The organism is Bacillus sp. FSL K6-0042, assembly GCF_038006685.1.
In the GTDB taxonomy this organism is placed as follows: Bacteria; Bacillota; Bacilli; order Bacillales; family Bacillaceae_G; genus Bacillus_A; species Bacillus_A pseudomycoides.
This window is the reverse complement of record NZ_JBBOVS010000001.1, coordinates 3,639,313-3,660,772: the sequence shown is the minus strand read 5'-3', so window position 1 is coordinate 3,660,772 and position 21,460 is coordinate 3,639,313. Positions and strand designations below refer to the sequence as shown.

The 21,460-nt window shown below is 35.9% G+C and carries 21 protein-coding genes and 1 other annotated feature; of the genes, 9 read left to right on the top strand and 12 right to left on the bottom strand.

Translation table 11 applies throughout. The features are described from left to right. Positions 1-130 precede the first annotated feature (130 nt). Together MHH45_RS18650 and MHH45_RS18645 are read left to right on the top strand one after the other, a co-directional pair. Positions 131-571, top strand: a complete 441-nt coding sequence (locus MHH45_RS18650; protein ID WP_016112446.1) for a Dps family protein — start codon at positions 131-133, stop codon at positions 569-571. 206 nt (positions 572-777) lie between these two features. Then, positions 778-975, top strand: coding sequence for a hypothetical protein (locus tag MHH45_RS18645; RefSeq protein WP_033670863.1), 198 nt, complete (start codon positions 778-780; stop codon positions 973-975). Between the two features lie 27 nt (positions 976-1,002). On the opposite strand, the gene MHH45_RS18640 is transcribed toward MHH45_RS18645, so the two are convergent. Then, positions 1,003-1,581: an LOG family protein gene (locus MHH45_RS18640; protein ID WP_044880770.1), complete on the bottom strand. Its 579-nt coding sequence runs from the start codon at positions 1,579-1,581 to the stop codon at positions 1,003-1,005. A gap of 73 nt (positions 1,582-1,654) precedes the next feature. Between MHH45_RS18640 and MHH45_RS18635 the strand changes: the two genes are divergently transcribed. The 3 genes from MHH45_RS18635 to MHH45_RS18625 all read left to right on the top strand — a co-directional run bounded on the left by MHH45_RS18635 (position 1,655) and on the right by MHH45_RS18625 (position 3,882). After that, positions 1,655-1,975 (top strand): MazG nucleotide pyrophosphohydrolase domain-containing protein, encoded by a 321-nt coding sequence (locus MHH45_RS18635; protein WP_016131090.1) that lies wholly within the window; start codon positions 1,655-1,657, stop codon positions 1,973-1,975. Between the two features lie 55 nt (positions 1,976-2,030). Continuing rightward, positions 2,031-2,537, top strand: coding sequence for a ferritin (locus MHH45_RS18630; RefSeq protein ID WP_016112449.1), 507 nt, complete (start codon positions 2,031-2,033; stop codon positions 2,535-2,537). A 172-nt stretch (positions 2,538-2,709) separates the two neighbouring features. Further along, on the top strand, positions 2,710-3,882 hold the full coding sequence (locus MHH45_RS18625) for a DUF418 domain-containing protein (protein WP_016131091.1): 1,173 nt from the start codon (positions 2,710-2,712) through the stop codon (positions 3,880-3,882). A 44-nt stretch (positions 3,883-3,926) separates the two neighbouring features. Here MHH45_RS18625 and MHH45_RS18620 read toward each other — a convergent pair whose 3' ends face one another. From MHH45_RS18620 to MHH45_RS18610, 3 genes are all read right to left on the bottom strand, one after another. Then, entirely contained in the window at positions 3,927-5,108 is a 1,182-nt protein-coding gene (locus tag MHH45_RS18620; protein WP_016112451.1) for a NupC/NupG family nucleoside CNT transporter, read from the bottom strand. A gap of 345 nt (positions 5,109-5,453) precedes the next feature. Further along, complete coding sequence (locus MHH45_RS18615) at positions 5,454-6,635, bottom strand: NupC/NupG family nucleoside CNT transporter (protein WP_016112452.1); 1,182 nt, start codon at positions 6,633-6,635, stop codon at positions 5,454-5,456. A gap of 323 nt (positions 6,636-6,958) precedes the next feature. Then, positions 6,959-8,386, bottom strand: a complete 1,428-nt coding sequence (locus MHH45_RS18610) for an alanine/glycine:cation symporter family protein (protein ID WP_088094071.1) — start codon at positions 8,384-8,386, stop codon at positions 6,959-6,961. 324 nt (positions 8,387-8,710) lie between these two features. Between MHH45_RS18610 and MHH45_RS18605 the strand changes: the two genes are divergently transcribed. Further along, on the top strand, positions 8,711-9,349 hold the full coding sequence (locus MHH45_RS18605) for an NAD(P)-dependent oxidoreductase (protein WP_088094070.1): 639 nt from the start codon (positions 8,711-8,713) through the stop codon (positions 9,347-9,349). 36 nt (positions 9,350-9,385) lie between these two features. On the opposite strand, the gene MHH45_RS18600 is transcribed toward MHH45_RS18605, so the two are convergent. The 4 genes from MHH45_RS18600 to MHH45_RS18585 form a co-directional block, all read right to left on the bottom strand. Beyond that, on the bottom strand, positions 9,386-10,288 hold the full coding sequence (locus tag MHH45_RS18600) for a thioester domain-containing protein (protein WP_016131093.1): 903 nt from the start codon (positions 10,286-10,288) through the stop codon (positions 9,386-9,388). A 141-nt stretch (positions 10,289-10,429) separates the two neighbouring features. Continuing rightward, on the bottom strand, positions 10,430-10,990 hold the full coding sequence (locus MHH45_RS18595; protein WP_016131094.1) for a biotin transporter BioY: 561 nt from the start codon (positions 10,988-10,990) through the stop codon (positions 10,430-10,432). A 142-nt stretch (positions 10,991-11,132) separates the two neighbouring features. After that, positions 11,133-11,975 (bottom strand): aldo/keto reductase, encoded by an 843-nt coding sequence (locus MHH45_RS18590; RefSeq protein ID WP_016131095.1) that lies wholly within the window; start codon positions 11,973-11,975, stop codon positions 11,133-11,135. Positions 11,976-12,030: 55 nt separating this feature from the next. Further along, the gene (locus tag MHH45_RS18585; protein ID WP_016112457.1) at positions 12,031-13,248 is read right to left on the bottom strand and encodes an MFS transporter; all 1,218 of its coding nucleotides are present in this window, start codon (positions 13,246-13,248) and stop codon (positions 12,031-12,033) included. A 219-nt stretch (positions 13,249-13,467) separates the two neighbouring features. Between MHH45_RS18585 and MHH45_RS18580 the strand changes: the two genes are divergently transcribed. The 3 genes from MHH45_RS18580 to MHH45_RS18570 all read left to right on the top strand — a co-directional run bounded on the left by MHH45_RS18580 (position 13,468) and on the right by MHH45_RS18570 (position 15,942). Further along, positions 13,468-13,818 carry a winged helix-turn-helix transcriptional regulator gene (locus tag MHH45_RS18580; protein WP_016112458.1) on the top strand — a complete coding sequence of 117 codons (351 nt, stop codon included), beginning with the start codon at positions 13,468-13,470 and terminating at the stop codon, positions 13,816-13,818. Positions 13,819-14,278: 460 nt separating this feature from the next. Next, positions 14,279-14,719 (top strand): DUF1641 domain-containing protein, encoded by a 441-nt coding sequence (locus tag MHH45_RS18575; protein ID WP_003201998.1) that lies wholly within the window; start codon positions 14,279-14,281, stop codon positions 14,717-14,719. Between the two features lie 44 nt (positions 14,720-14,763). Further along, positions 14,764-15,942: an NAD(P)/FAD-dependent oxidoreductase gene (locus MHH45_RS18570; protein WP_016112459.1), complete on the top strand. Its 1,179-nt coding sequence runs from the start codon at positions 14,764-14,766 to the stop codon at positions 15,940-15,942. A gap of 307 nt (positions 15,943-16,249) precedes the next feature. Here MHH45_RS18570 and tyrS read toward each other — a convergent pair whose 3' ends face one another. The 4 genes from tyrS to MHH45_RS18550 all read right to left on the bottom strand — a co-directional run bounded on the left by tyrS (position 16,250) and on the right by MHH45_RS18550 (position 21,398). Beyond that, the gene (gene tyrS, locus MHH45_RS18565) at positions 16,250-17,524 is read right to left on the bottom strand and encodes a tyrosine--tRNA ligase (protein WP_016112460.1); all 1,275 of its coding nucleotides are present in this window, start codon (positions 17,522-17,524) and stop codon (positions 16,250-16,252) included. Between the two features lie 68 nt (positions 17,525-17,592). Further along, positions 17,593-17,813: a binding site (T-box leader), on the bottom strand. 75 nt (positions 17,814-17,888) lie between these two features. Further along, positions 17,889-18,806: a UDP-N-acetylmuramate dehydrogenase gene (murB, locus tag MHH45_RS18560; RefSeq protein WP_016112461.1), complete on the bottom strand. Its 918-nt coding sequence runs from the start codon at positions 18,804-18,806 to the stop codon at positions 17,889-17,891. A gap of 667 nt (positions 18,807-19,473) precedes the next feature. After that, on the bottom strand, positions 19,474-20,868 hold the full coding sequence (locus MHH45_RS18555) for a DUF4179 domain-containing protein (protein WP_016112464.1): 1,395 nt from the start codon (positions 20,866-20,868) through the stop codon (positions 19,474-19,476). After that, a complete protein-coding gene (locus MHH45_RS18550) occupies positions 20,838-21,398 on the bottom strand; it encodes a sigma-70 family RNA polymerase sigma factor (RefSeq protein WP_016112465.1) in 561 nt (186 codons plus the stop codon). Before MHH45_RS18550 ends, MHH45_RS18555 begins: the two co-directional genes overlap by 31 nt. Positions 21,399-21,460 lie beyond the last annotated feature (62 nt).

Sequence of the window (21,460 nt, the reverse complement as noted above, 5' to 3'; positions counted from 1 at the left end):
CATTACATCTAGTTCAAAAAATGTTCAAAATTAATGTTTGTGAAAAGCTTGATTTATACCAATTACTAGATTATAATAATTATAAATTAGTAACAGATATAATATAATAACTCAAAAGGAGATTGATCATATGAACACACAAGTAATCGAAGTATTAAACAAACAGGTAGCAGACTGGAACGTATTATTTACAAAACTACACAACTTCCATTGGTATGTAAAAGGACCTCATTTCTTTACACTACATGAGAAATTCGAACAATTTTACACAGAAGCAGCTGGACACATCGATGAAATTGCAGAACGCATTTTAGCAATTGGTGGCAAACCAGTAGCAACAATGAAAGAATACTTAGAACGATCTTCTATTCAAGAAGCAGCTTACGGAGAGACTGCAGAAGGGATGGTCGAAGCAATTATGAAAGACTACCAAATGATGCTAGGCGAACTGAAAAAAGGTATGGAAATCGCGCAGGATGCTGACGACGAAACGACATCTGACTTACTACTTGGCATCTACACAGAACTAGAAAAACACGCTTGGATGCTACGTGCGTTCTTGAATCAATAATAATATTAAAAGCGGAAGCGGCTGGAGCTAGACACTCAATAAAACCCTCTCAATTTAACTTGAGGGGGGTTTATTATTATATCTATATATTTTAAGTAGTTTTATGTTAAAATATAGAAAAGTCTGATATTTTTATTTAAGTAACTCTTTTATTCATGGTATATAGAACATTCTAGTATTACCATCAAATGACGGGAGTGGTTCAGTTGAAAGACTATTTGATTCGAGCATTTTCCGCCTTATTAACTGCTGGAATTGCTTTAGGTATAGCAAATATTTTCAATCTGACCGTGGACACCAGAAGCTATCCTTTCTTCATCTGCATTGCAATCGTTGGTGGTTGGAGCGGCTGGTATTTATATAAAAAAGCTTTGAAAAACAAATCTAGAGGCATTCCGAAATGAACGGAATGCCTCTTTTTATTCATCTTATTATGATAACTGCTTCCACTTATTCCCCATAACAGGTCTCTTATAGTTTTTCATGTGGAGCAATAATTCTTCTGCATTATCCGCCGAAACAATTAACTCTTTATTCGATGGATTCATAAACCCTTCTTCTGCTGCGCGATCGATCATTTGCAAAATTGGACTATAAAAATCTTTACTATTTAATAATCCAACTGGCTTGTCATGAATCCCAATTTGTGACCAACATACAACCTCAAATAACTCTTCAAATGTTCCGTAGCCACCTGGTAACGCAATAAATGCATCCGCAAGCTCTCCCATTTTTGCTTTGCGCTCATGCATTGTTTCTACTTCAATTAGTTCTGTTAATCCTTTATGAACAATCTCTCCGCGAAATAAACCGCGAGGCATAACACCAGTGACACGTCCGCCTAAGCGCAACACTTCATTGGCTACTTCCCCCATTAAACCAACACATGAACCGCCGTATACTAGTTCACAATTATTTTGGACAAGCACTTCTCCAAGCTTAATTGCTTGCTCTTTAAATTCAGGTCTTTCTCCTAAATTAGAACCTGCAAACACACAAATCTTTCTCATACCTACACCCCGAAACTATATATTGTTATGATACAATGAATATTGTACAACATATTGAAGGGATGAGAAAGAATTGAATATTGCCGAATTTCAGAGATGGGTTGAGGAATTTTACGAAAAACGAAGCTGGTCACAATATAACTCTTTTATTCGCTTGAATTTCTTAACAGAAGAAGTAGGAGAAGTTTCACGAGTTGTACGCGCCATTGAAATTGGACGCGATCGCTCAGATGAACAAGTAAAACAAGTGGAAGAATTGAAAATTGAATTAAAAGAAGAACTTGGAGATGTACTTGCAAACCTCATTATCCTTTCTCAAAAATATGATTTAGACTTACAAGATATTATGGAGGCACATGTCGAGAAGCTTTCTAATCGTTTCGAAAATAAATGAGAATATTTATCAATTATGATATAATGGTTCCGACAACATACAAAGGAGAGAATTTATGTTATCTACTAAATTACACGATGCGCTTAACGACCAAATGAATTTTGAATTTTACTCTGCCCATGTTTACATGGCAATGGCTGCTTACTGCACAGCAGAAAGCTATGATGGATTTGCAAACTTTTTCCTTGTACAAGCAGAAGAAGAGCGTTTCCACGCAATGAAACTTTACAATTACATTAATGACCGCGGAGAGCGCGCCATTATTACTGGATTCGAAAACCCTAACAATGAATATGAATCTGTTTTAAGCGCATTTGAGATCGCACTTGAGCATGAGCGTGAAGTAACAAAGCGTATTTACAACTTATCCGATATCGCTTGGGATGAGCGTGAGCACGCGACAATTACATTCTTAAAATGGTTCGTTGACGAACAGGTTGAAGAAGAAGCTTCTTTCGACAGCATCATCCAAAAACTAAAACGTATTACAAGCGACTCTAACGCTCTATTTATGTTAGATGCGGAATTGGAAAAACGTACGTTTACTCCTCCTGCTGAGTAATATCCTTATCACCTTAATGAATTCGTTAAGGTGATTTTTTTCTCCTTTAAATCACTTTTCACCTTAACATCGGATTAAAATCAGCTTAAATCTTCGCTCATTCTATATAGGACTACTATTATAAATGGTATTATTTTCAATATAGAGTACAAACGGGAAGGAGAACATCTCTATGAAACAACGTGTAGAAGCAATCGATGCCGTTCGCGGTTTTGCTTTATTCGGTATTTTACTTGTTAACATGACATTAATTCAATTTGGAATGTTTAGCGGTGAACAGCCTACTTATGTATTCGAAAACATTGATGCGGGGGCAAATTGGCTTATTCAGTTTTTTGGCACCCACAATTTCATTTCCCTATTTTCTTTTCTATTTGGGATTAGTATTATTTTGCTACAAAAGAGCATTATAGCAAAAGAAAAGCGTTTCTTTCCCACTTATATAAGACGTATCATCATTTTGTTAATTATTGGATATATTCATGGAGCTTTTATTTGGGACGGAGATATTTTATTCGGTTATGGAATTATAGGAATCTTATTAATGATGTTTATCAATCGAAAGCCCAAAACATTGATCATTTGGGCATCCATCATACTAGTACTAACTATGCTGATGTCTTATCCCTTTGAACCAAGCACCAATATGTCCGATGACTTTGCGCCTTATATCGCAAAAGAACAACAGGTTCATGAAACTGGTAGTTATATAGAACATGTAAGCTTCCGCCTTAATGAAGATCCTTTTAAATATATTGGGATTACTGGTTTTTTCGGAACATTTTTCATATCGCTTTTTGCACTGATTTTCATGACTCCACTGTTCTTATTAGGGATGTATGTCGGTAAAAAAGGGTGGCTTTTCGAAATTGATAAACATGTCTCCCCTCTCAAAAAGCTATGGCTCATGAGTGGTATTTTCTCTTTCGCTGTAAAAATCTTAGAGTTATTAACAAAACAACCTCTTCTCATTATGTTAAAAGACAGTGTTACACCGATAAGTATGGCCCTTTTTTACGGAAGCTCTATCATTTTATTATTTCATTACAAAAAAGCATCACGCTTATTAGAATATATGGCTAACATAGGAAAAATGTCAGTTAGTAACTATTTAGCGCAATCCATCATTGCTACCACCATTTTTTATGCGTATGGACTTGGTTTATATGGGAAAATCGGCTACTTCTTTGGCATTGTCTTAACAATTGTAATTTACGTCATCCAATTATATGCTAGCACCTGTTGGTTAAAAAGGTATCGCATAGGGCCAGTTGAATACGTATGGCGTCTTGGCACATATTTAAAAAGGCCTGCTTTTAAACGTAAGTTAAACAAAGTAAGTTAAATAAAAAAAGCAATGAGCTCACGCGCCCATTGCTTTCCTTATTTTTATAGCATAACCCCAACGATAACCGCTGATAATATACTTACTAACGTTGCACCATACACAAGCTTTAATCCGAAAGAGGATACAACGTTTGCTTGTTTTCCATCGATACTCTTCGTTGCACCTGCGATAATCCCGATAGATGAGAAGTTTGCAAATGATACAAGGAAGATTGATAAAATACCTACTGTACGAGCTGATAAGTCACCAGCTACTTTTCCTAAATCAAGCATCGCAACAAATTCGTTTGTTACTAACTTTGTTGCCATAATTTGTCCTGCTTGTAGCATCTCTGATGTTGGAATACCCATAATAAATGCTAATGGCGAGAAGATATAACCTAAAATACCTTGGAACGTAATACCAAAAATAGAATCGAACAAACCGTTAATTGCTGCCATCAATGCAATGAATCCGATTAACATTGCTGCTACTGTAACTGCAATAGAGAATCCAAGCATAATGTATTCGCCTAACATTTCGAAGAACGTTTGCTTCTTATCTTCTTCTAATTCTAAGATATCTTCTTCTTCACTAATATCATAAGGATTAATAATATGAACGATAATGAATCCACTGAATAAGTTTAATACAAGTGCTGTTACTACATATTTTGGATCGATCATTTTCATATAAGAACCGACAATTGACATCGATACCGTTGACATTGAAGATGCACAAAGTGTATATAAACGATTTTTTGGTAATTTACTTAATTGATCTTTTACTGTGATAAATACTTCACCTTGACCAACGATTGCCGCTGCCACTGCATTATATGATTCAAGTTTTCCTAGACCATTTATTTTACTTAATACGAAACCGACTGCTTTAATAATAATTGGTAAAATTTTAATGTGTTGCAAAATCCCAATTAATACTGCTAAGAAAATAATTGGTAATAATACTGTTAAGAAGAAAGGTGCTTGTCCATCATTCGCTAGTCCACCAAATACGAAGTTAACCCCTACTTCTGCGTATTTTAGAATAGCACCAAAACCATCTGAAATCCCTTTTACTAACACATACCCAATCTTTGTATTTAATAAGAAGTATGCCAATGCTAATTGAAGAACAAGCATGATTGCAATTGGTTTATATTTAATTTTCTTCCGATCTGAACTTACAAGGAAACCTAGTACAAATACAGCAAGTAAACCGACTAGAAACATAACTAGTTTCATATGTGAATCCTCCACTTTCCATGAGTTATTGGTCGTCCAACGAATGACGTCTGACCATTGATTTTTTAAAAAATAGAACCCCTAAATACTATTTACTTTACAATGTATCCTAAAACCGGTAAGCGTTTACATAAATTATAATTTACAATTAGTGGGCTCTTCTTCCCTACTTGATTTAAAGTATGAAACTGATACCACCCACAAACAAATTGTAAGCGTTATCTAGATAAAATGCAACATAATTTTTTCAATAAATGATATGTTAATTTTCCCCTTACAAATCTCACTAGAATTTATATCTACGAAATAAAAAAGCAGTGAGCCCTCGCTCACTGCTTTTGATTTTTATAACATAACCCCAACAATAATTGCTGATAAAATACTTACTAACGTTGCACCATATACAAGTCTTAATCCGAATGAGGAAACAACGTTCGATTGATTTTCATCAATCCCTTTCGTTGCACCTGCGATAATTCCAATAGATGAGAAGTTCGCAAATGATACAAGGAATACAGATAGAATACCAACTGTACGAGCTGATAATTCTCCTCCTACTTTTCCAAGATCAAGCATCGCAACAAATTCGTTTGATACTAATTTCGTCGCCATAATTTGTCCCGCCGTTACCATCTCTGCTTGCGGGATACCCATTACAAATGCTAGTGGTGAGAAAATGTATCCTAAGATAGCCTGGAAGGTAATACCGAATACAGAATCAAATAAGCTGTTAATTGCTGTAATTAACGCTACGAAACCAAGTAACATCGCTGCTACTGTTACTGCAATTGTAAAACCAAGCATAATATATTCGCCCAGCATTTCGAAGAACGATTGCTTTTGTTTATTTTCTAACTTAAGTGTATCTTCTTCTTCAGTAACGTCATATGGATTAATAATATGAATAATGATAAAACCACTAAATAAATTTAATACAAGTGCTGTTACTACATATTTTGGATCAATCATTTTCATATATGATCCAACAATCGACATAGATACTGTCGACATAGAAGAAGCACAAAGTGTATATAAACGATGCTTCGGTATTTTGCTTAATTGATCTTTTACCGTAATAAATACTTCAGCCTGCCCGACGATTGCTGCCGCTACTGCATTATATGATTCTAACTTTCCTAAACCATTTACTTTACTTAACAGGGTACCAATTGAACGAATAAATATCGGTAAAATTTTAAAGTGTTGCAGGATCCCAATTAATACGGCAAAGAACACGATTGGTAATAATGCTGTTAAGAAGAAGGAAATTTCCCCTTTATTAACAAGACCACCAAATACGAAAACGATTCCAGATTCCGCATATGTAAGTAATGCTCCAAATCCATCAGAAATTCCTTTTACTAAAATATAACCAATCTGTGTATTTAATAGGAAGTACGATAATGCTAACTGAATAACAAGCATAACCACAATTGGTTTATACTTAATCTTCTTTCGATCCGCACTTATAAGAAACCCGAGTATAAATACAACGAGTAATCCTACAAGAAACATAACAAACTTCATATATAAAATCCTCCATTTAAACCTTCTTCAACGTTCCCTAAAGTTTTTTAACGTTGAACGTCTGACCTCATAAAATAAGAAATAATCCGAACTTTCCATTCATCACTCAAAATATAAAAATAACAAATACAATCCGGCTAACCTCTTATCTCCGAAGCCATTATCCATTCTAACACAAATTCCAACTCACATCTTCATATTTCTAAAAAAAATACATTTTCTTATAAAACTCAAGTTAACGTTCGTCTTTTACCTCATCCACCTAATTTATCCCCATCAAAAAACGAGCATCAAGTTCGACTTGATGCTCGTTTCCCATTTCATTATACAGCTTTTTCTTTTTCTACCACTGGCTTGTCCCAGCACTCTGTATTTGTTAAACCTGGAATAGAATCCGCGTTGAAGACCGGATCTTTTCCTTGTTTCTTTTGCTTTACATAGTCTGCCAACGCAGCATATGCAAATCGGCCAAGAAGTGTAATCGCAATTAAGTTTGTGATTACCATTAACCCCATAAATAAGTCTGCCATACTCCAAACAATTTGAAGCGTTGCAACAGAACCGAATAGAATCATTCCAACTACTGCAGCACGGTAAATCATTAACCATGTTTTACTTTTCTTAATGAATTCGATATTTGTTTCACCATAATAATAGTTTCCTAGAAGTGAGCTAAACGCAAATAGGAAAATAATAATCGCTAAGAAGCTACTTGCCCATGGACCAATTTGTGAGCTTAGCGCCTTTTGTGTTAATTCAATTCCTTCTAAATTCGTTGCCTTATATGCTTCAGAGCATAGTACGATAAATGCTGTTGATGTACATACTAAAAATGTGTCTACTAAAACTCCAATTGTTTGAATAAATCCTTGTTTAGCTGGGTGTGTTACATCTGCTGTCGCAGCCGCATTCGGCGCACTACCCATACCTGCTTCATTCGCAAATAATCCGCGCTGAATACCATACTTCATCGCTGCTCCAATACCGCCACCTACAGCTGAATCTAAACCGAATGCACCTTTAAAGATTTCCGTAAAGACATCTGGTAGTAAATAGAAGTTTTTAATAACAACGAAAACAGCTACTGCTATATAAAGAATTGCCATTGGTGGAACGATCATCTCTGACATACGTGCAATACTTTTAACACCGCCAAAAATAATAACCGCGACTAATACAGCTAATGCGATTCCTACAACATAACGCTCTAAACCGAATGCATTTTTAAATGCTAGCGTAACTGTATTTGCCTGTACTGAGTTGAAAATTAAACCGTAACTAATTGTAATCAGAATAGAAAACCAAATTCCCATCCAACGTTTATTTAAACCTTTTTCCATATAATAAGCAGGACCACCACGGAAGCCGCTGCCATCTTTTACTTTATAAATCTGTGCAAGTGTACTTTCTACAAAGCTTGAGGATGCCCCGATAATTGCAATTACCCACATCCAAAAGACTGCGCCGGGTCCTCCCATAGAAATAGCTAGTGCCACACCAGCCAAGTTCCCGATCCCAATGCGGGCTGCTGAACTCATACAGAAAGCTTGGAAAGAAGATACGCTGCCCTTTTTACGTGTCTTTCCAGTTAATCCATCACTCATTAATCGTACCATTTCGCCTAGATGGGTAATTTGTACGAATTTCAATTTAATAGAAAAATAAAGCCCTAAGCCTATTAACATTGCGATAAGAATATATGACCAAAGAATCGTATTCGTTGATGAAACGAACTGTTCTAAAATATTCATACGATTAGTCCCTCCCTTTTCTTCTCATAAATTGAATTATATTTAAAAAATATTCAAAAATCAACATTTTTCGACAGATTATCACTTCCAAATGTTAGGTTTTATAACACAATCGTGTTACTTGTTAAGAAATATGACTTCTTATTTTTAGAAACGCACATACTACTTGAAGAAATATTTCTCATAAACAAAGCGATTGACAAAAACTAACTCTGTAACTATACTAGTTACAACTAGTGGTATCAAACTTGCTTAACTACTTCGATTCATTTTTGCACATACATTTTAGGCATTTATTCTATTAAACATTTGGAGGTATATATTATGAAAATCGGAATTATCGGAGCAAACGGAAAAGCTGGAAGTCGTATTATGAAAGAAGCACTTGATCGCGGTCATGAAGTTACTGCAATCGTAAGAAACGCTGCAAAAATCACAGAGAATAATGTAAAAGTTTTAGAAAAAGATGTTTTCGATCTTACTGCTAATGACATACAAGCATTTGACATAATCGTGAATGCGTTTGGCGCTCCTGCTGGAAGTGAACATCTTCACGTAGATGCAGGGAACGTATTAATTGAGGCAATGAAAGGTGCACCTAATACGAAGTTACTTGTTGTCGGAGGCGCTGGAAGTTTATTTGTAGATGATGCAAAAACAACACGTGTATTTGATACACCAGGTTTCCCAAATGAATACCTTGCAACTGCTCAAAACCAAGGGAAAAACCTAGAGATCTTACAACAAACAAACGATATCACTTGGACATTCATTAGCCCTTCTGCTCTATTTGCATTAGGAAAACGTACTGACTCTTACAAAGCAGGTAAAGATCACCTTCTTGTTAACGAAAAAGGCGACAGCTATGTAAGTTACGAAGACTTCGCTGTAGCTGCACTTGATGAAATCGAAAATCCAAAACACGCGAACGAACGCTTCACAGTTGTATCAGAAGCTGAATAATAATAGAAAAAAGCGCTGGCAAACGCCAGCGCTTTTTTATCGTTTATAAGGTTTATTCGGTTTCTGCGGAACTTCAGCCTTTTTCCAGCTTACCGCTAAATCCGGGCTTATTTTCTCTTCACTGCGCTCTAATAAAACTACCGCATCTTGAATTTTCGGTGTTCCCTTATGCGCGATACCTTGTAATCTTGTTAAAGTTCCCGATACTTTAAAGCTAAATTCACCAGATGCTGTCTCTTTCGGAATTAAAATACGGAACTTTTCCCCCACATTAAACTGTGTTTTTGTTTCGCCCTTTTCATTCACAAATTTAACTCCTGCAGGCGCACCAGTTGCTTGCACTTGGTACGTTCCACTTTTCGCATTTGTTTGCACCGTATATAAATCTGTTTCGAAGAACTCATCTTTTAATACCGCTTCTTGCTTTTCTGACGGCGTAACACTCATCGTAATTTCTTGTACTTCTTCACTGCTCTTTGCTTTCGCAACAATATCTTTCATTACTTTTTCTACATTTTTATTACGAAAATCTAAATCATTAATATCCACTTGTCCCAGCGCATTCCATACAGCGAGCTGTGTCGCATAATGCGCCTCTCTCCAATCGGAGACACCTAATTCCTGTGGACTCTTTTGCGGATATCCATTTAATAACACGCGATATACACCAATATCCACTTTCCCCATTTCGGGTAAATCTTGACCGCTTGGTGATTTCAAATCTACATTCAAGCAAAAGGCGATTTTTCCATCTGCTGTTTTGATAAGTTCTGTTCGGATTGGTTTCTTTTTTGACTTACTATAACTCCAATCCATTTCGTACTTTGTGTGATCCATTACTTCCGCGAATGCTTTTTGGAGTGGGAATAATAAATTCGCAAATACAAATAAAACACTCAAAAAAGCAACCAATAACTTATACGATTGTTTAATATTCATGTTCACAACCCCTTATAAAATAACAAATTTACTACTGTATAGTATCTAGTTAAAAAGTCTTTTTATACATTACTTTTCCCTTCTTAAGACGCTATAAAAAAACACGCGCAGAGATCATTCTACGCGTGTTTCTATCATCATTTAGTTTTCTTGCAATAATAATTTCGAACGCACTAACGCTCCTCTTACCTGAATCCCAACCCATGCAGCTAATGCAGCTTTTATTACACCTACAATAAGGAAGGGCACAAAACCACCCATGAAAGCAGCTTGCCATCCTAGCGATGCCACATACTTTAAGAATACAGTCCCAATCGTTAATGTCACAAACATTCCTAAAACATTTGCCATTAACGAATTCCAAAATGTAAGCTTTGTCTTCTCAGTTAACAAACCAATTAAAAAAGCAGTTGGAATGAAGGCTAATAGGAAGCCGCCTGTAGGACCAAATAAAACGGATAAACCGCCACTAAACCCAGCATAAACAGGAATTCCAGTTGCACCAATTAAAACATATAACAGTACAGATAAAGTGCCATAGCGTGAACCTAAAATTGTAGCAGTAAGACCAATCGCTAATGTTTGTCCTGTTATCGGAACGAGCGGCAGAGGAATTGTAACTTGGGCCAAAATACCAATAATAGCAGCAAATAGTGCAGTAACAATTAACATGCGGAAATGATTTGTACGATGATTGTTCATATGTGCCTCCCTAGGAAAATTTCATATTATAAATTTAAGATATCCTATTTCATATACAGAGTAAATGTTTTGTTTGAATTTTTAGTTTTCTGCAATTAAAAAGAAGAGCACAAATTTTTTGTGCCCTTCTCCTCTGTTCATTTTAGAAATCAAAGTTATCCGGATCTGGACCAACGCGATGATTCTGATTTAACGCATCAATTTGTTCCATATCTTCTTTTGTTAATTCAAAATTAAATATGTCCGCATTTTGAATAATACGGTGCTCTTTTGTTGATTTTGGAATCGTTACAACTTCATTTTGTAAATCCCAGCGCAAGATAATTTGCGCAGTTGTTTTTCCATATTTATCTGCAATCTCTTGTAACGCAGGATTATCTAGTAACTGCCCTTGCATAAGAGGTGACCAAGCCTCCATTTGAATACCTTGTTCACGACAGAAGTCCCGCAATTCTTTTTGCGTTAAACGCGGATGATATTCTACTTGGTTAATCATCGGTTTCACTTCTGCCCCTTCCATTACATCTTTCAAATGATGGATTTGGAAGTTACTCACGCCAATTGCACGTACGCGTCCTTCTTTATATAACTTTTCTAATGCTCTCCACGTATCTTTATATTTTCCTTCTACAGGCCAATGAACAAGGTATAAATCTAAATAATCAAGCTCTAGTTTTTTTAGACTTTCTTCATATGCAGCTAACGTTTCTTCATATCCTTGATCTCTATTCCATACTTTTGAAGTAATAAATAAGTCTTCTCTTGAGACGCCTGCCTCTTTTATCCCTTCACGGATTCCTTCTCCTACCGCTTTTTCATTTGCATAAATCGACGCTGTATCAATGCTACGATATCCTTGTTTAATCGCTGTTTTCACTGCATTAACAAGTTCAGGTCCTTCTTCTACTTTAAATACACCTAAACCAAACCCAGGCATTTCCACGCCGTTATGCAACGCTACACGATCTTGTAAATTCTTAATCATATTCTTTTTCTCTCCTTCATCTTTTTATTTGTATAATATGGTTCACTTATGAATACTAACTTTTTGCCTGATCTCGTTTTTCTAATCCCATACCCCATGCCGTTAATATGACTGCACCAACTACCATAATTGCGCCGACCCACGCTGTATGAATTAACCCTAATGAATTCGTTACAATGCCACCAAGGTAAGCCCCAAGAGCAATCCCTGCATTAAAGGAGGCAATGTTAATTGCAGAAGCAACATCTACAGCGCTCGGAACAAAGCGTTCAGCTAATATCACAACATACACTTGTAATCCTGGAACATTCATAAACGCGAATAATCCCATTAAAATAATCGTAATAAGCCCCGCCACTTTAAACGGCGCCGTAAATGTGAGTACGAATAGCACAATCGCTTGAATGAAAAACATATAGAATAATGCACGAATTGGATTATGGTTCGATAGTTTTCCACCAATCATATTCCCAATCGCAATTGCAATCCCATATACTAACAAAATGATTGTAACTGTACTTGCTTTAAACCCTGTCACCTCTTGTAATAATGAAGACAAGTACGTAAATGTTACAAATGTTCCGCCGTACCCTAATGCGGTAATTACGAAAACAAGTAATAGTCTTCCGTTTGTTATTAATTTAAATTGATCGCGAAATGATACAGACGTACCTTTTTTTAAACTAGATGGAATTAACAAACTGTTTGCGATAAGGGCAACGATTCCAATTGCTACGATAACCATAAACGAAGCTCTCCAGCCAAATTGTTGACCTATAAATGTTCCAATTGGTACACCTGTGATAGTTGCGACTGTTAAGCCTGTGAACATAAAAGCAATTGCACTAGCACGTTTATCTTCTGGTACAAGAGCTGCAGCGATTGTTGAACCTATCGACATAAATACTCCATGCGCAAATGCAGATACAACTCTCGCAACAAGCAGTACACCAAAGCCTGTTGCCACTCCTGCAATACCATTACCAATAATGAAAACAATCATAATCCACATTAATAATGTTTTCCGTGACATACTAGCTGTCAACGACGTTAATACAGGAGCGCCAAATGCTACTCCTAGCGCATATAAAGACACGGTTAAACCTGCTGTTGTAACTGAAACATGTAAATCGTTCGAAATAGATGGCAATAAACCGACGCTAATAAATTCAGTTGTACCAATGCCAAACGCACTAATCGCTAATGCTAATAAAGCAAACACACTTCTTCTATTTGTTTGAACATCTGAAGACGGTACTGTATATGAACTCAATCGAATTCCTCCTTAATATGAGAAATCCAATCATAATAGTATGATAAAAAGGCCCTTTTATCTGCTAATAAACACAGTTTTACTGCTCACAACTGCTATTATGAATGGTTTCATTCTTTTTCGAAAGAACGCACTTTAAAGTACTATAGGCACTAAAAAGTAACATAAGGAAAAATTTCCATATGTGAGTATAAAAATTTTTTAACGGAGGTTGTAATTATGAAGAAATATAATATTCCTGTAGAAGCAACCTTAGAAGTAATCGGCGGAAAATGGAAGGTCGTTATTCTTTGTCACTTAACAAAAGGAACAAAACGAACAAGTGAATTAAAGCGTTTAATGCCTGGCATTACGCAAAAGATGCTCACACAACAATTACGTGAATTAGAAGAAGATGGAGTTATTCAAAGGAAGGTTTATAATCAAGTCCCACCAAAAGTTGAGTACTCTCTTACTGACTATGGTTGGTCTTTAGAAGCAATTCTTGATTCTCTTTGCACTTGGGGTGAATGTCACCTAGAAAAGAATGGGGATTCGTCCATGCTTATCCCGCAAACAAATCAATCTTAATCAGAAAAAAAGGAAAAAATGAACATTCATTTGCTCATTTTTTCCTTTTCCTCTCTATAATTCAGTACATTTTAGGTAACAGTAAAATAAAATATATGCTTTTTTCCCTTGCTAATACTAAGTTATGGACTCAAAGTCAAATAATTAGGGATCATTTTTATGTTAACCTGGGTGTATATAGTATATAATAAAGGATATATATTATATACACTTTCCGATAAAGGAACTTTCCATTATAGGGACAAGCCATGTATCGGACAAGTTCATAAATAATAGGTAAGAAATTATGGTTTTAGATTTATGATTGCCTTCTACTTGTAATCATAAATTTAAAGGCATTTTATTGCGTTTTGTGAAGCTTTGCATAAAGTTTCGCAAATTTTTGCTAGCGCTTACCTGTAATAGGAATGTTTTATTTCTAAAAAAATAAGAGTATTGCTATCGTAAAGGAGAATTGGAGATGCCAGAAACTATCACTCAAACAAAGCCTGAACAAGAATCTTTACAAATTTCTGCTAGCCAAGGACAACTTGATGTACTTGATCAGTTGTTAAAACCTGAGGTACAAGAGTCATTAACTACACTAGTAGAACAGCTTCCAAAATTAACTGAGCTTGTTAACATTTTAACTAAGTCTTATGACTTCGCTCAAACTGTTGCTACTGACGAAGTATTAAAAAGCGACACTGTTGGCGCAATCCAAGAGATTGTAGAACCTGTAAAAGATACAGTGAAAAGCATGGCAGCAACTGCTATCGAAGCAAAAGATCGTGCTGAAGAAAGCTCTGAAGTTATCGGTCTTTTCGGTCTGTTAAAATTACTAAAAGATCCACAAGCACAAAAAATGTTCCGTTTTATCAATGCTTATCTTCAAATTAGTGCAGAACGCAATAATAAATAATTTATCTTATAACAACAATTAGTAAAGACGGGAGATATCATACTATGTCAAAACAAATTGTCATCTTAGGCGCTGGTTATGGCGGACTTCTTGCTGCTTTAAATGTACGTAAATATTACAGCAAATCAGAAGCACAAGTTACAGTAATCAACCAATACCCAACACACCAAATCATTACAGAATTACACCGCCTAGCAGCAGGTAACGTTTCTGAACAAGCAGTTGCAATGCCACTTGAAAAACTTTTCAAAGGCAAAGACATCGATCTTAAAATTGCAACAGTTGAGTCATTCTCAGTTGATAGCAAAGAAATTAAACTAGCTGGTGGCACTACTTTATCTTACGATGCACTTGTAGTTGCTTTAGGAAGTAAAACTGCTTACTTCGGCATTCCAGGACTAGAAGAAAACAGCATGGTATTAAAATCTGCTGCTGATGCAAACAAAATCTACAAACACGTTGAAGACCGTATTCGCGAATACGCTAAAACGAAAAACGAAGCTGATGCTACAATCTTAATCGGTGGTGGCGGATTAACTGGCGTTGAGCTAGTTGGTGAGCTTGCTGACATTATGCCTAAACTTGCAAAAAGCCACGGCGTAAACCCTAAAGAAGTAAAATTACTTCTTGTTGAAGCAGGTCCAAAAATCCTTCCAGTATTACCTGACCATTTAATTGAACGTGCAACTACTAGCTTAGAAGCACGCGGTGTTACATTCTTAACAGGTCTTCCTGTAACAAACGTTGCTGGCAATGAAATCGACTTAAAAGACGGTCAAAAAATCGTTGCAAACACATTCGTTTGGACAGGTGGCGTACAAGGTAACCCATTAATCGGTGAATCAGGTCTTGAAGTAAACCGTGGCCGTGCAACTGTTGATGCATACCTACAATCTACTTCTCACAAAGACGTATTCGTTGCTGGAGACAGCGCTGTTGTCTTCGGTCCAGAAGGTCGCCCATACCCACCAACTGCACAAATCGCTTGGCAAATGGGTGAGTTAATTGGATACAACTTATACGCAGCACTAGAAGGCAAAGCATTCGAAGAGTTTGCACCAGTAAACTCTGGAACACTTGCAAGTCTAGGTCGTAAAGATGCTGTTGCTACAATCGGAGCAAGCTCAACTCCACTTAAAGGCTTACCAGCATCATTAATGAAAGAAGCAAGTAACGTTCGTTACTTATCACACATTAAAGGATTATTCAGCTTAGCTTACTAATCCGTTTACTAGCCCGAATCATGATTCGGGCTTTTTTATTTTTAAAAGCTTTCTTTTTAGATGGGAGAGAGCATCCAGCCATGCATAGGAGCGGTCAGGGCCTTTTTCTGCCCCATGCCAATTTTAAAACAAAGAGAGATGATGAGTGCAAGGCTCCTTTTGTTCTTTGTGGCAGCGATTTATATATTATTTTTATTCGACAAAAAGGCTCGACAAACCTCTATAATAGTCTTAATATACTGATTTTTTTGTGGCGAAATTGTGTATAGTAAAAAAGTAGAAATGAAGATATCTCCTCACTTCTACTCTATAACAAACTTTCTTCTCCTAATTTCACCAAGCTGTAATTCTTTTTACCTTTACGGATAATAACAAATCTTCCATCGAATGAATTTTCTGCTGTAACATTTGTATTCACATCCGTCACTTTTTCACCGTTCATAGAAATAGCTCCATTATTAATATCTTCTCTGGCTTGACGTCTAGAAGGTTCAATTCTTAAATCAACTAACCACTCAACGATATTTTTTGTTTCTTTTGAAGCATGGAAAGTCGGCATATCTTTAAATCCTTGTTCAATTTCATCCGCAGTTAATGATTGAATATCCCCACTAAATAATGCTGCTGTAATTTTTAGTGCTTGGGACAGTGCATGCTCACCATGAACAAATTTCGTCATTTCTTCTGCTAGCACTTTTTGCGCTTCACGCTTATGTGGCTCTGTTTGCACTTTAACTACTAATTCATCAATTCTCTCTTTCGTTAAGAACGTAAAGTATTTCAAGTATTTAACCACATCACGGTCATCTGTATTCACCCAGAACTGGTAGAATTCAAATGGCGTTGTTTTTTCAGGATCTAACCAAACTGCTCCGCCTGCTGACTTACCGAATTTCGTACCGTCTGACTTTAATAACAATGGAATTGTTAACCCAAATACTTTTGCTTCATGCCCTTCTAATTTACGAATTAAATCTAAACCACTCGTAATATTTCCCCACTGGTCGCTACCACCGATCTGTAATTGGACACCTTCTTCTTTGTATAAGTGATGGAAATCCATCGCTTGTAATATTTGATATGTGAATTCTGTAAATGAAATCCCCGTATCTAGACGGCTTGCTACAATATCTTTCGCTAACATACTATTTATACTAAAGTTTTTACCGTAGTCTCGTAAAAACTCGATAATATTGATTTGATGCGTCCAGTCATAGTTATTTACCATTTTCACTTCACTATTACCGCCAAAGTCAAATAGCTTTTTCATTTGTGCTGTTAAAGCATCCACATTATGTTGCACTTGTGCTAATGTTTGTAACTGACGCTCTGTTTGTCGTCCACTTGGATCGCCAATTGTTCCTGTTGCTCCTCCAATTAAAATAACCGGATGATGTCCAGCTAATTGAAATCGTTTCATCATCATAAACGGAATTAAATGTCCAATATGCATACTGTCACCAGTTGGATCTACACCACAGTACAAGGAAATCCTTTTCTCTTCTATTAATTCACGTAATCCGTCTGCATCAGTTTGTTGATTAACGGCATCGCGCCATTCTAATTCATCAATAATGTTCATGTCTTCCCATCCCCTTTACTATTTAAAATTCCAATTAAAAAACAAAAAGCCCCTATGTCTACATTAGACATAGGGACGATTATGAACCGTGTTACCACCCAGATTGCACAAATAGTATCATACTACTATTCATGCCACTCTTAGCAATAATATCGATTGCTACTCCGCTTAGCATTACCTAAGATACTCCAGAGTGTAATTCACAAGTTTGTTTGTGCTAGGTTCCATCAACCCCTAGCTTTCTCGACAACAGTGACAAACTGCTACTAGGCTCTTTCAACGTATTGAATATGTTAAATTATAGCCATTATAGTGAATGAAAAGCATATTGTCAATTATACCCAAAAACTTTTTTAGAAATTATTTAATTTAAATCTTCTCCAATAATCCTTACTTCTCTTTCTAACGTAACACCACATTTCTCTTTAACTGTCTTTTGAACGAAATGAATTAAATCGATATAATCTTGCGCCGTTCCATTATCAACGTTTACCATGAATCCAGCATGTTTTGTTGAAACTTCCACACCGCCAATTCGCGTTCCTTGTAGCTCAGAGTCTTGAATAAGCTTACCAGCAAAGTTATTAGGCGGACGCTTGAAAACACTACCGCATGAAGGATATTCTAATGGCTGTTTCGATTCTCTTTTATACGTTAAATCATCCATTTTTTCTTTAATCTCTTCATATACACCATTCTCAAGTTCAAATGTAGCTTCAAGTATGATGTAATGATTATTGGCAAATGTACTTTTACGATATCCAAAATCAAAGTCGTCTTTTGAAAGAGTAATTAGCTCTCCCTCTTTTGTCATGACAACCGCTTTTGTTAATACATATGCTACCTCACCACCGTATGCACCTGCATTCATATATAAAGCCCCTCCAACAGACCCTGGTATACCACAAGCAAATTCAAGACCTGTTAAAGAATGCTTTAATGCTATTCTTGATATATCAATAATCGCTGCACCACTTTGTGCTACAATTGTCTGCTCGTTCACAGTAACATCCGTAATATGAGTCAAACTTAATGTAATCCCACGAATACCACCGTCTTTTATAATGACATTCGAGCCGTTTCCTAAAAACGTAATTGGAATGTTGTGTTTATTTGCATACTGTACAACTTGTTGAATTTCAGTATAGGTAGTAGGCTGTACAAACACATCTGCTTTTCCCCCTACTTTTATATGCGTATGATTCTTTAACATCTCATCTTGTTTTACATGTTCTTCTGGTAATACTGTACGTAAATATTTATATACTTCCTGCATATTCATTCTATGATTCCTCTATTTCTATTAATAATTAATGGCCTATCCTCTCGATATATAAATACAAATTGAAAAACCGACATAAAATCTTTCTTTTTAGGTGAGAGAGGGCGTCTAGCCATGCATAGAAGCGGTCAGCCCCTCTTCCTGCCCCCTGCAAAGTTAAAACAAAAGGAGAAAATGAGTACAGGTCACCTTTTGTTCTTCATAGCAGCGATTTATATGGTGGAAAATCAAAATGGATATATAGTTTCGGCATTTTTAAAACCATTTCTCTTATTTTCTTCCATTCCGCTTACAAGTTCATTCACTACACTACATGTAATGCCATGCTGAAAATAAGTAGATAATCGGCCATCACATAGATTACCTAAATAGTTTTGTAAGATAACTTCCGTCTCTATCTTATCAAAAAATCGAGAAGAAAACTTTACCTTCAAAAATTTTCCGATATAACCAAGTTTAAGATAGAAAAATTTAAAATCTAATCTCTTCCTTTACAAAACTCTATTATATCGCATGTCAATGTGAAAAAATATGTTTAAAGATGGAACTTTTCAAACTGATAAAAATGTCTATATTTTGTCACATCAAAAATAGACATTACAAAACTGTAAGGCTTTTGTAATATAAAAGGATGCCTCCTTATATGTTAAGGGCATCCTTTTTTCGATTACTTTAATTGAATTTGAACTGGTGGTAATGGCTTTTCAGGATGATATGGTGACATTGCTACTTCTAGCACATAATTTTTTAGACTAAAATTCTTTACACCATATTCCCCATCCAACTTAAATGTCGCTTGGAATTGTAGCTTTTCCTTATTCAATACCTTTACATCGCTTCCTTTTATAACATGACCAATTGGTGCAAATTCCTTATCTACATATGAAGAATCAATTAAATTCATAACTTCTCCACAATTGACCAATTCATCCATAGACTTATGTTTTGTATCGGCATTTTGAAGTGTATATTGCACAATTAATCGCTGTTTTTTATGCTGAATTTTATTCACGACAATCTTCAAATCGCTACGAGTACTTTGTATTTCAAATGGCGTCTTTTGATTTAAAGCCTGAATAGACGGCTTTTCAGATAATCTCACATTCGGATGTAGCGTAATAAATTCCGCTCCCTCTGGAATTTTCCCGAAAATAGATCGTTCATTAGATTCTATCTGATTTCCAAATTTTTCTCTTCCAAATTCAATACCTGACGTGTTAAAATCAATTTCATTTCCTTTATCGTCAGTTACTTTTCCAATTCTCGCTAAATCATTTTCTCCAGCAGGTGGATATATTGCTTTATAGTCGATAGCAACGGATTCTTTTCCGAGCGTAATCTTTTCAAAGTTAAATGTATGTTCTTTATCTTCACTACTTACGGATTGCTGAGGGTTAATGATTTTATTTTCTAATTGCTGTACAGGGATATCAAATTTCCAAAACCCTTTTGTGTCCCCGATAGATGTAATCGTAATGGGTAACGTTGTATTTTGGGGAAGCTCTTTTTCTGGATAATCAATGTGAATATTCCCAAACCAACCGTCTTTTGTTATTTTGCCATCAAATGAAGCTGCCCTCCCCCACTTTTGGCTTCCATCAACAAGTTTAAAATCATAGTAAAAGCCTCTAGCAGAATTATGCCTGATCTCTACTTGATCTGGATTATCTACTTTAAACGTAACGCCAATTCTACCACCATCATAATAAACACTATTCATTGTTACGCTAATCCCATTGCTCACCGCCTGCTGATTTAACTCTGTTACAAGCTTACTTGCCGACAGATTTTGACCAATTGTATCATGAAAATGCGAATAAATTTTCCCGATAATCGGAACTTCCGCCAAGACACGGCTCATTTGTGGAAACACAAATCCAGAGCCTAGTACACCTATACAGATTGAAGCGGCAGTTAACAAAGCAATTTTTCTCCTCTTATATATCTTTTTAACTGGTTTTTCCGCCTTCGCCCTAGCAATCCCTTTTTGTATAGTCAGATTCAATTCTTGTTTCGGAACATCGACTTTATTTATTTCATCATTAAACCACTGCTTATCCAATTCTCATCACTCCCCCCTAATAATTTTTTTAGAGATTTTCTTGCCCGGTGTAAATACGTCTTTACTGTTCCCTCTGGTATATTCATTTGCCAAGCAATTTGATTAATTGGAAGATCATAATAATAATATAAGATGATTACTGTTTGGTAATTTTCATCCAACCTTTGAATTGCTTCCTGCAAATCGATATTTTGTTCAATTTGATGTAATTTGTTTGGCATCCCGCCGTATGTATCCGCTTCTCTTCCATCCTCTATCTTCGTCACTTTTTTCTTTTCACCTAGTAACTGATAAGCATTATGTATAAGAATACGTGTCAACCATGTCAAAAAATAGTTTGGTTTCTTTAATTGATCTATGGATAAGTACGCTTTATATACTGTTTCCTGTACAATGTCCAGTGCATCTTCTTTATTTTGTACATACAGATAAGCAGTGCGGTACAACTGATCTTGGTATAGGCTAATAAGCTGTTCAAAAGCTGCATCGTCACCTTTTCTTGCCTTTTTGACTAATTTTATTTCATCCATCGTATCCCCTCCTTTCACTTTATTAGATAGATGAAAGTACAGTTTGGTTTCAAATATTTATT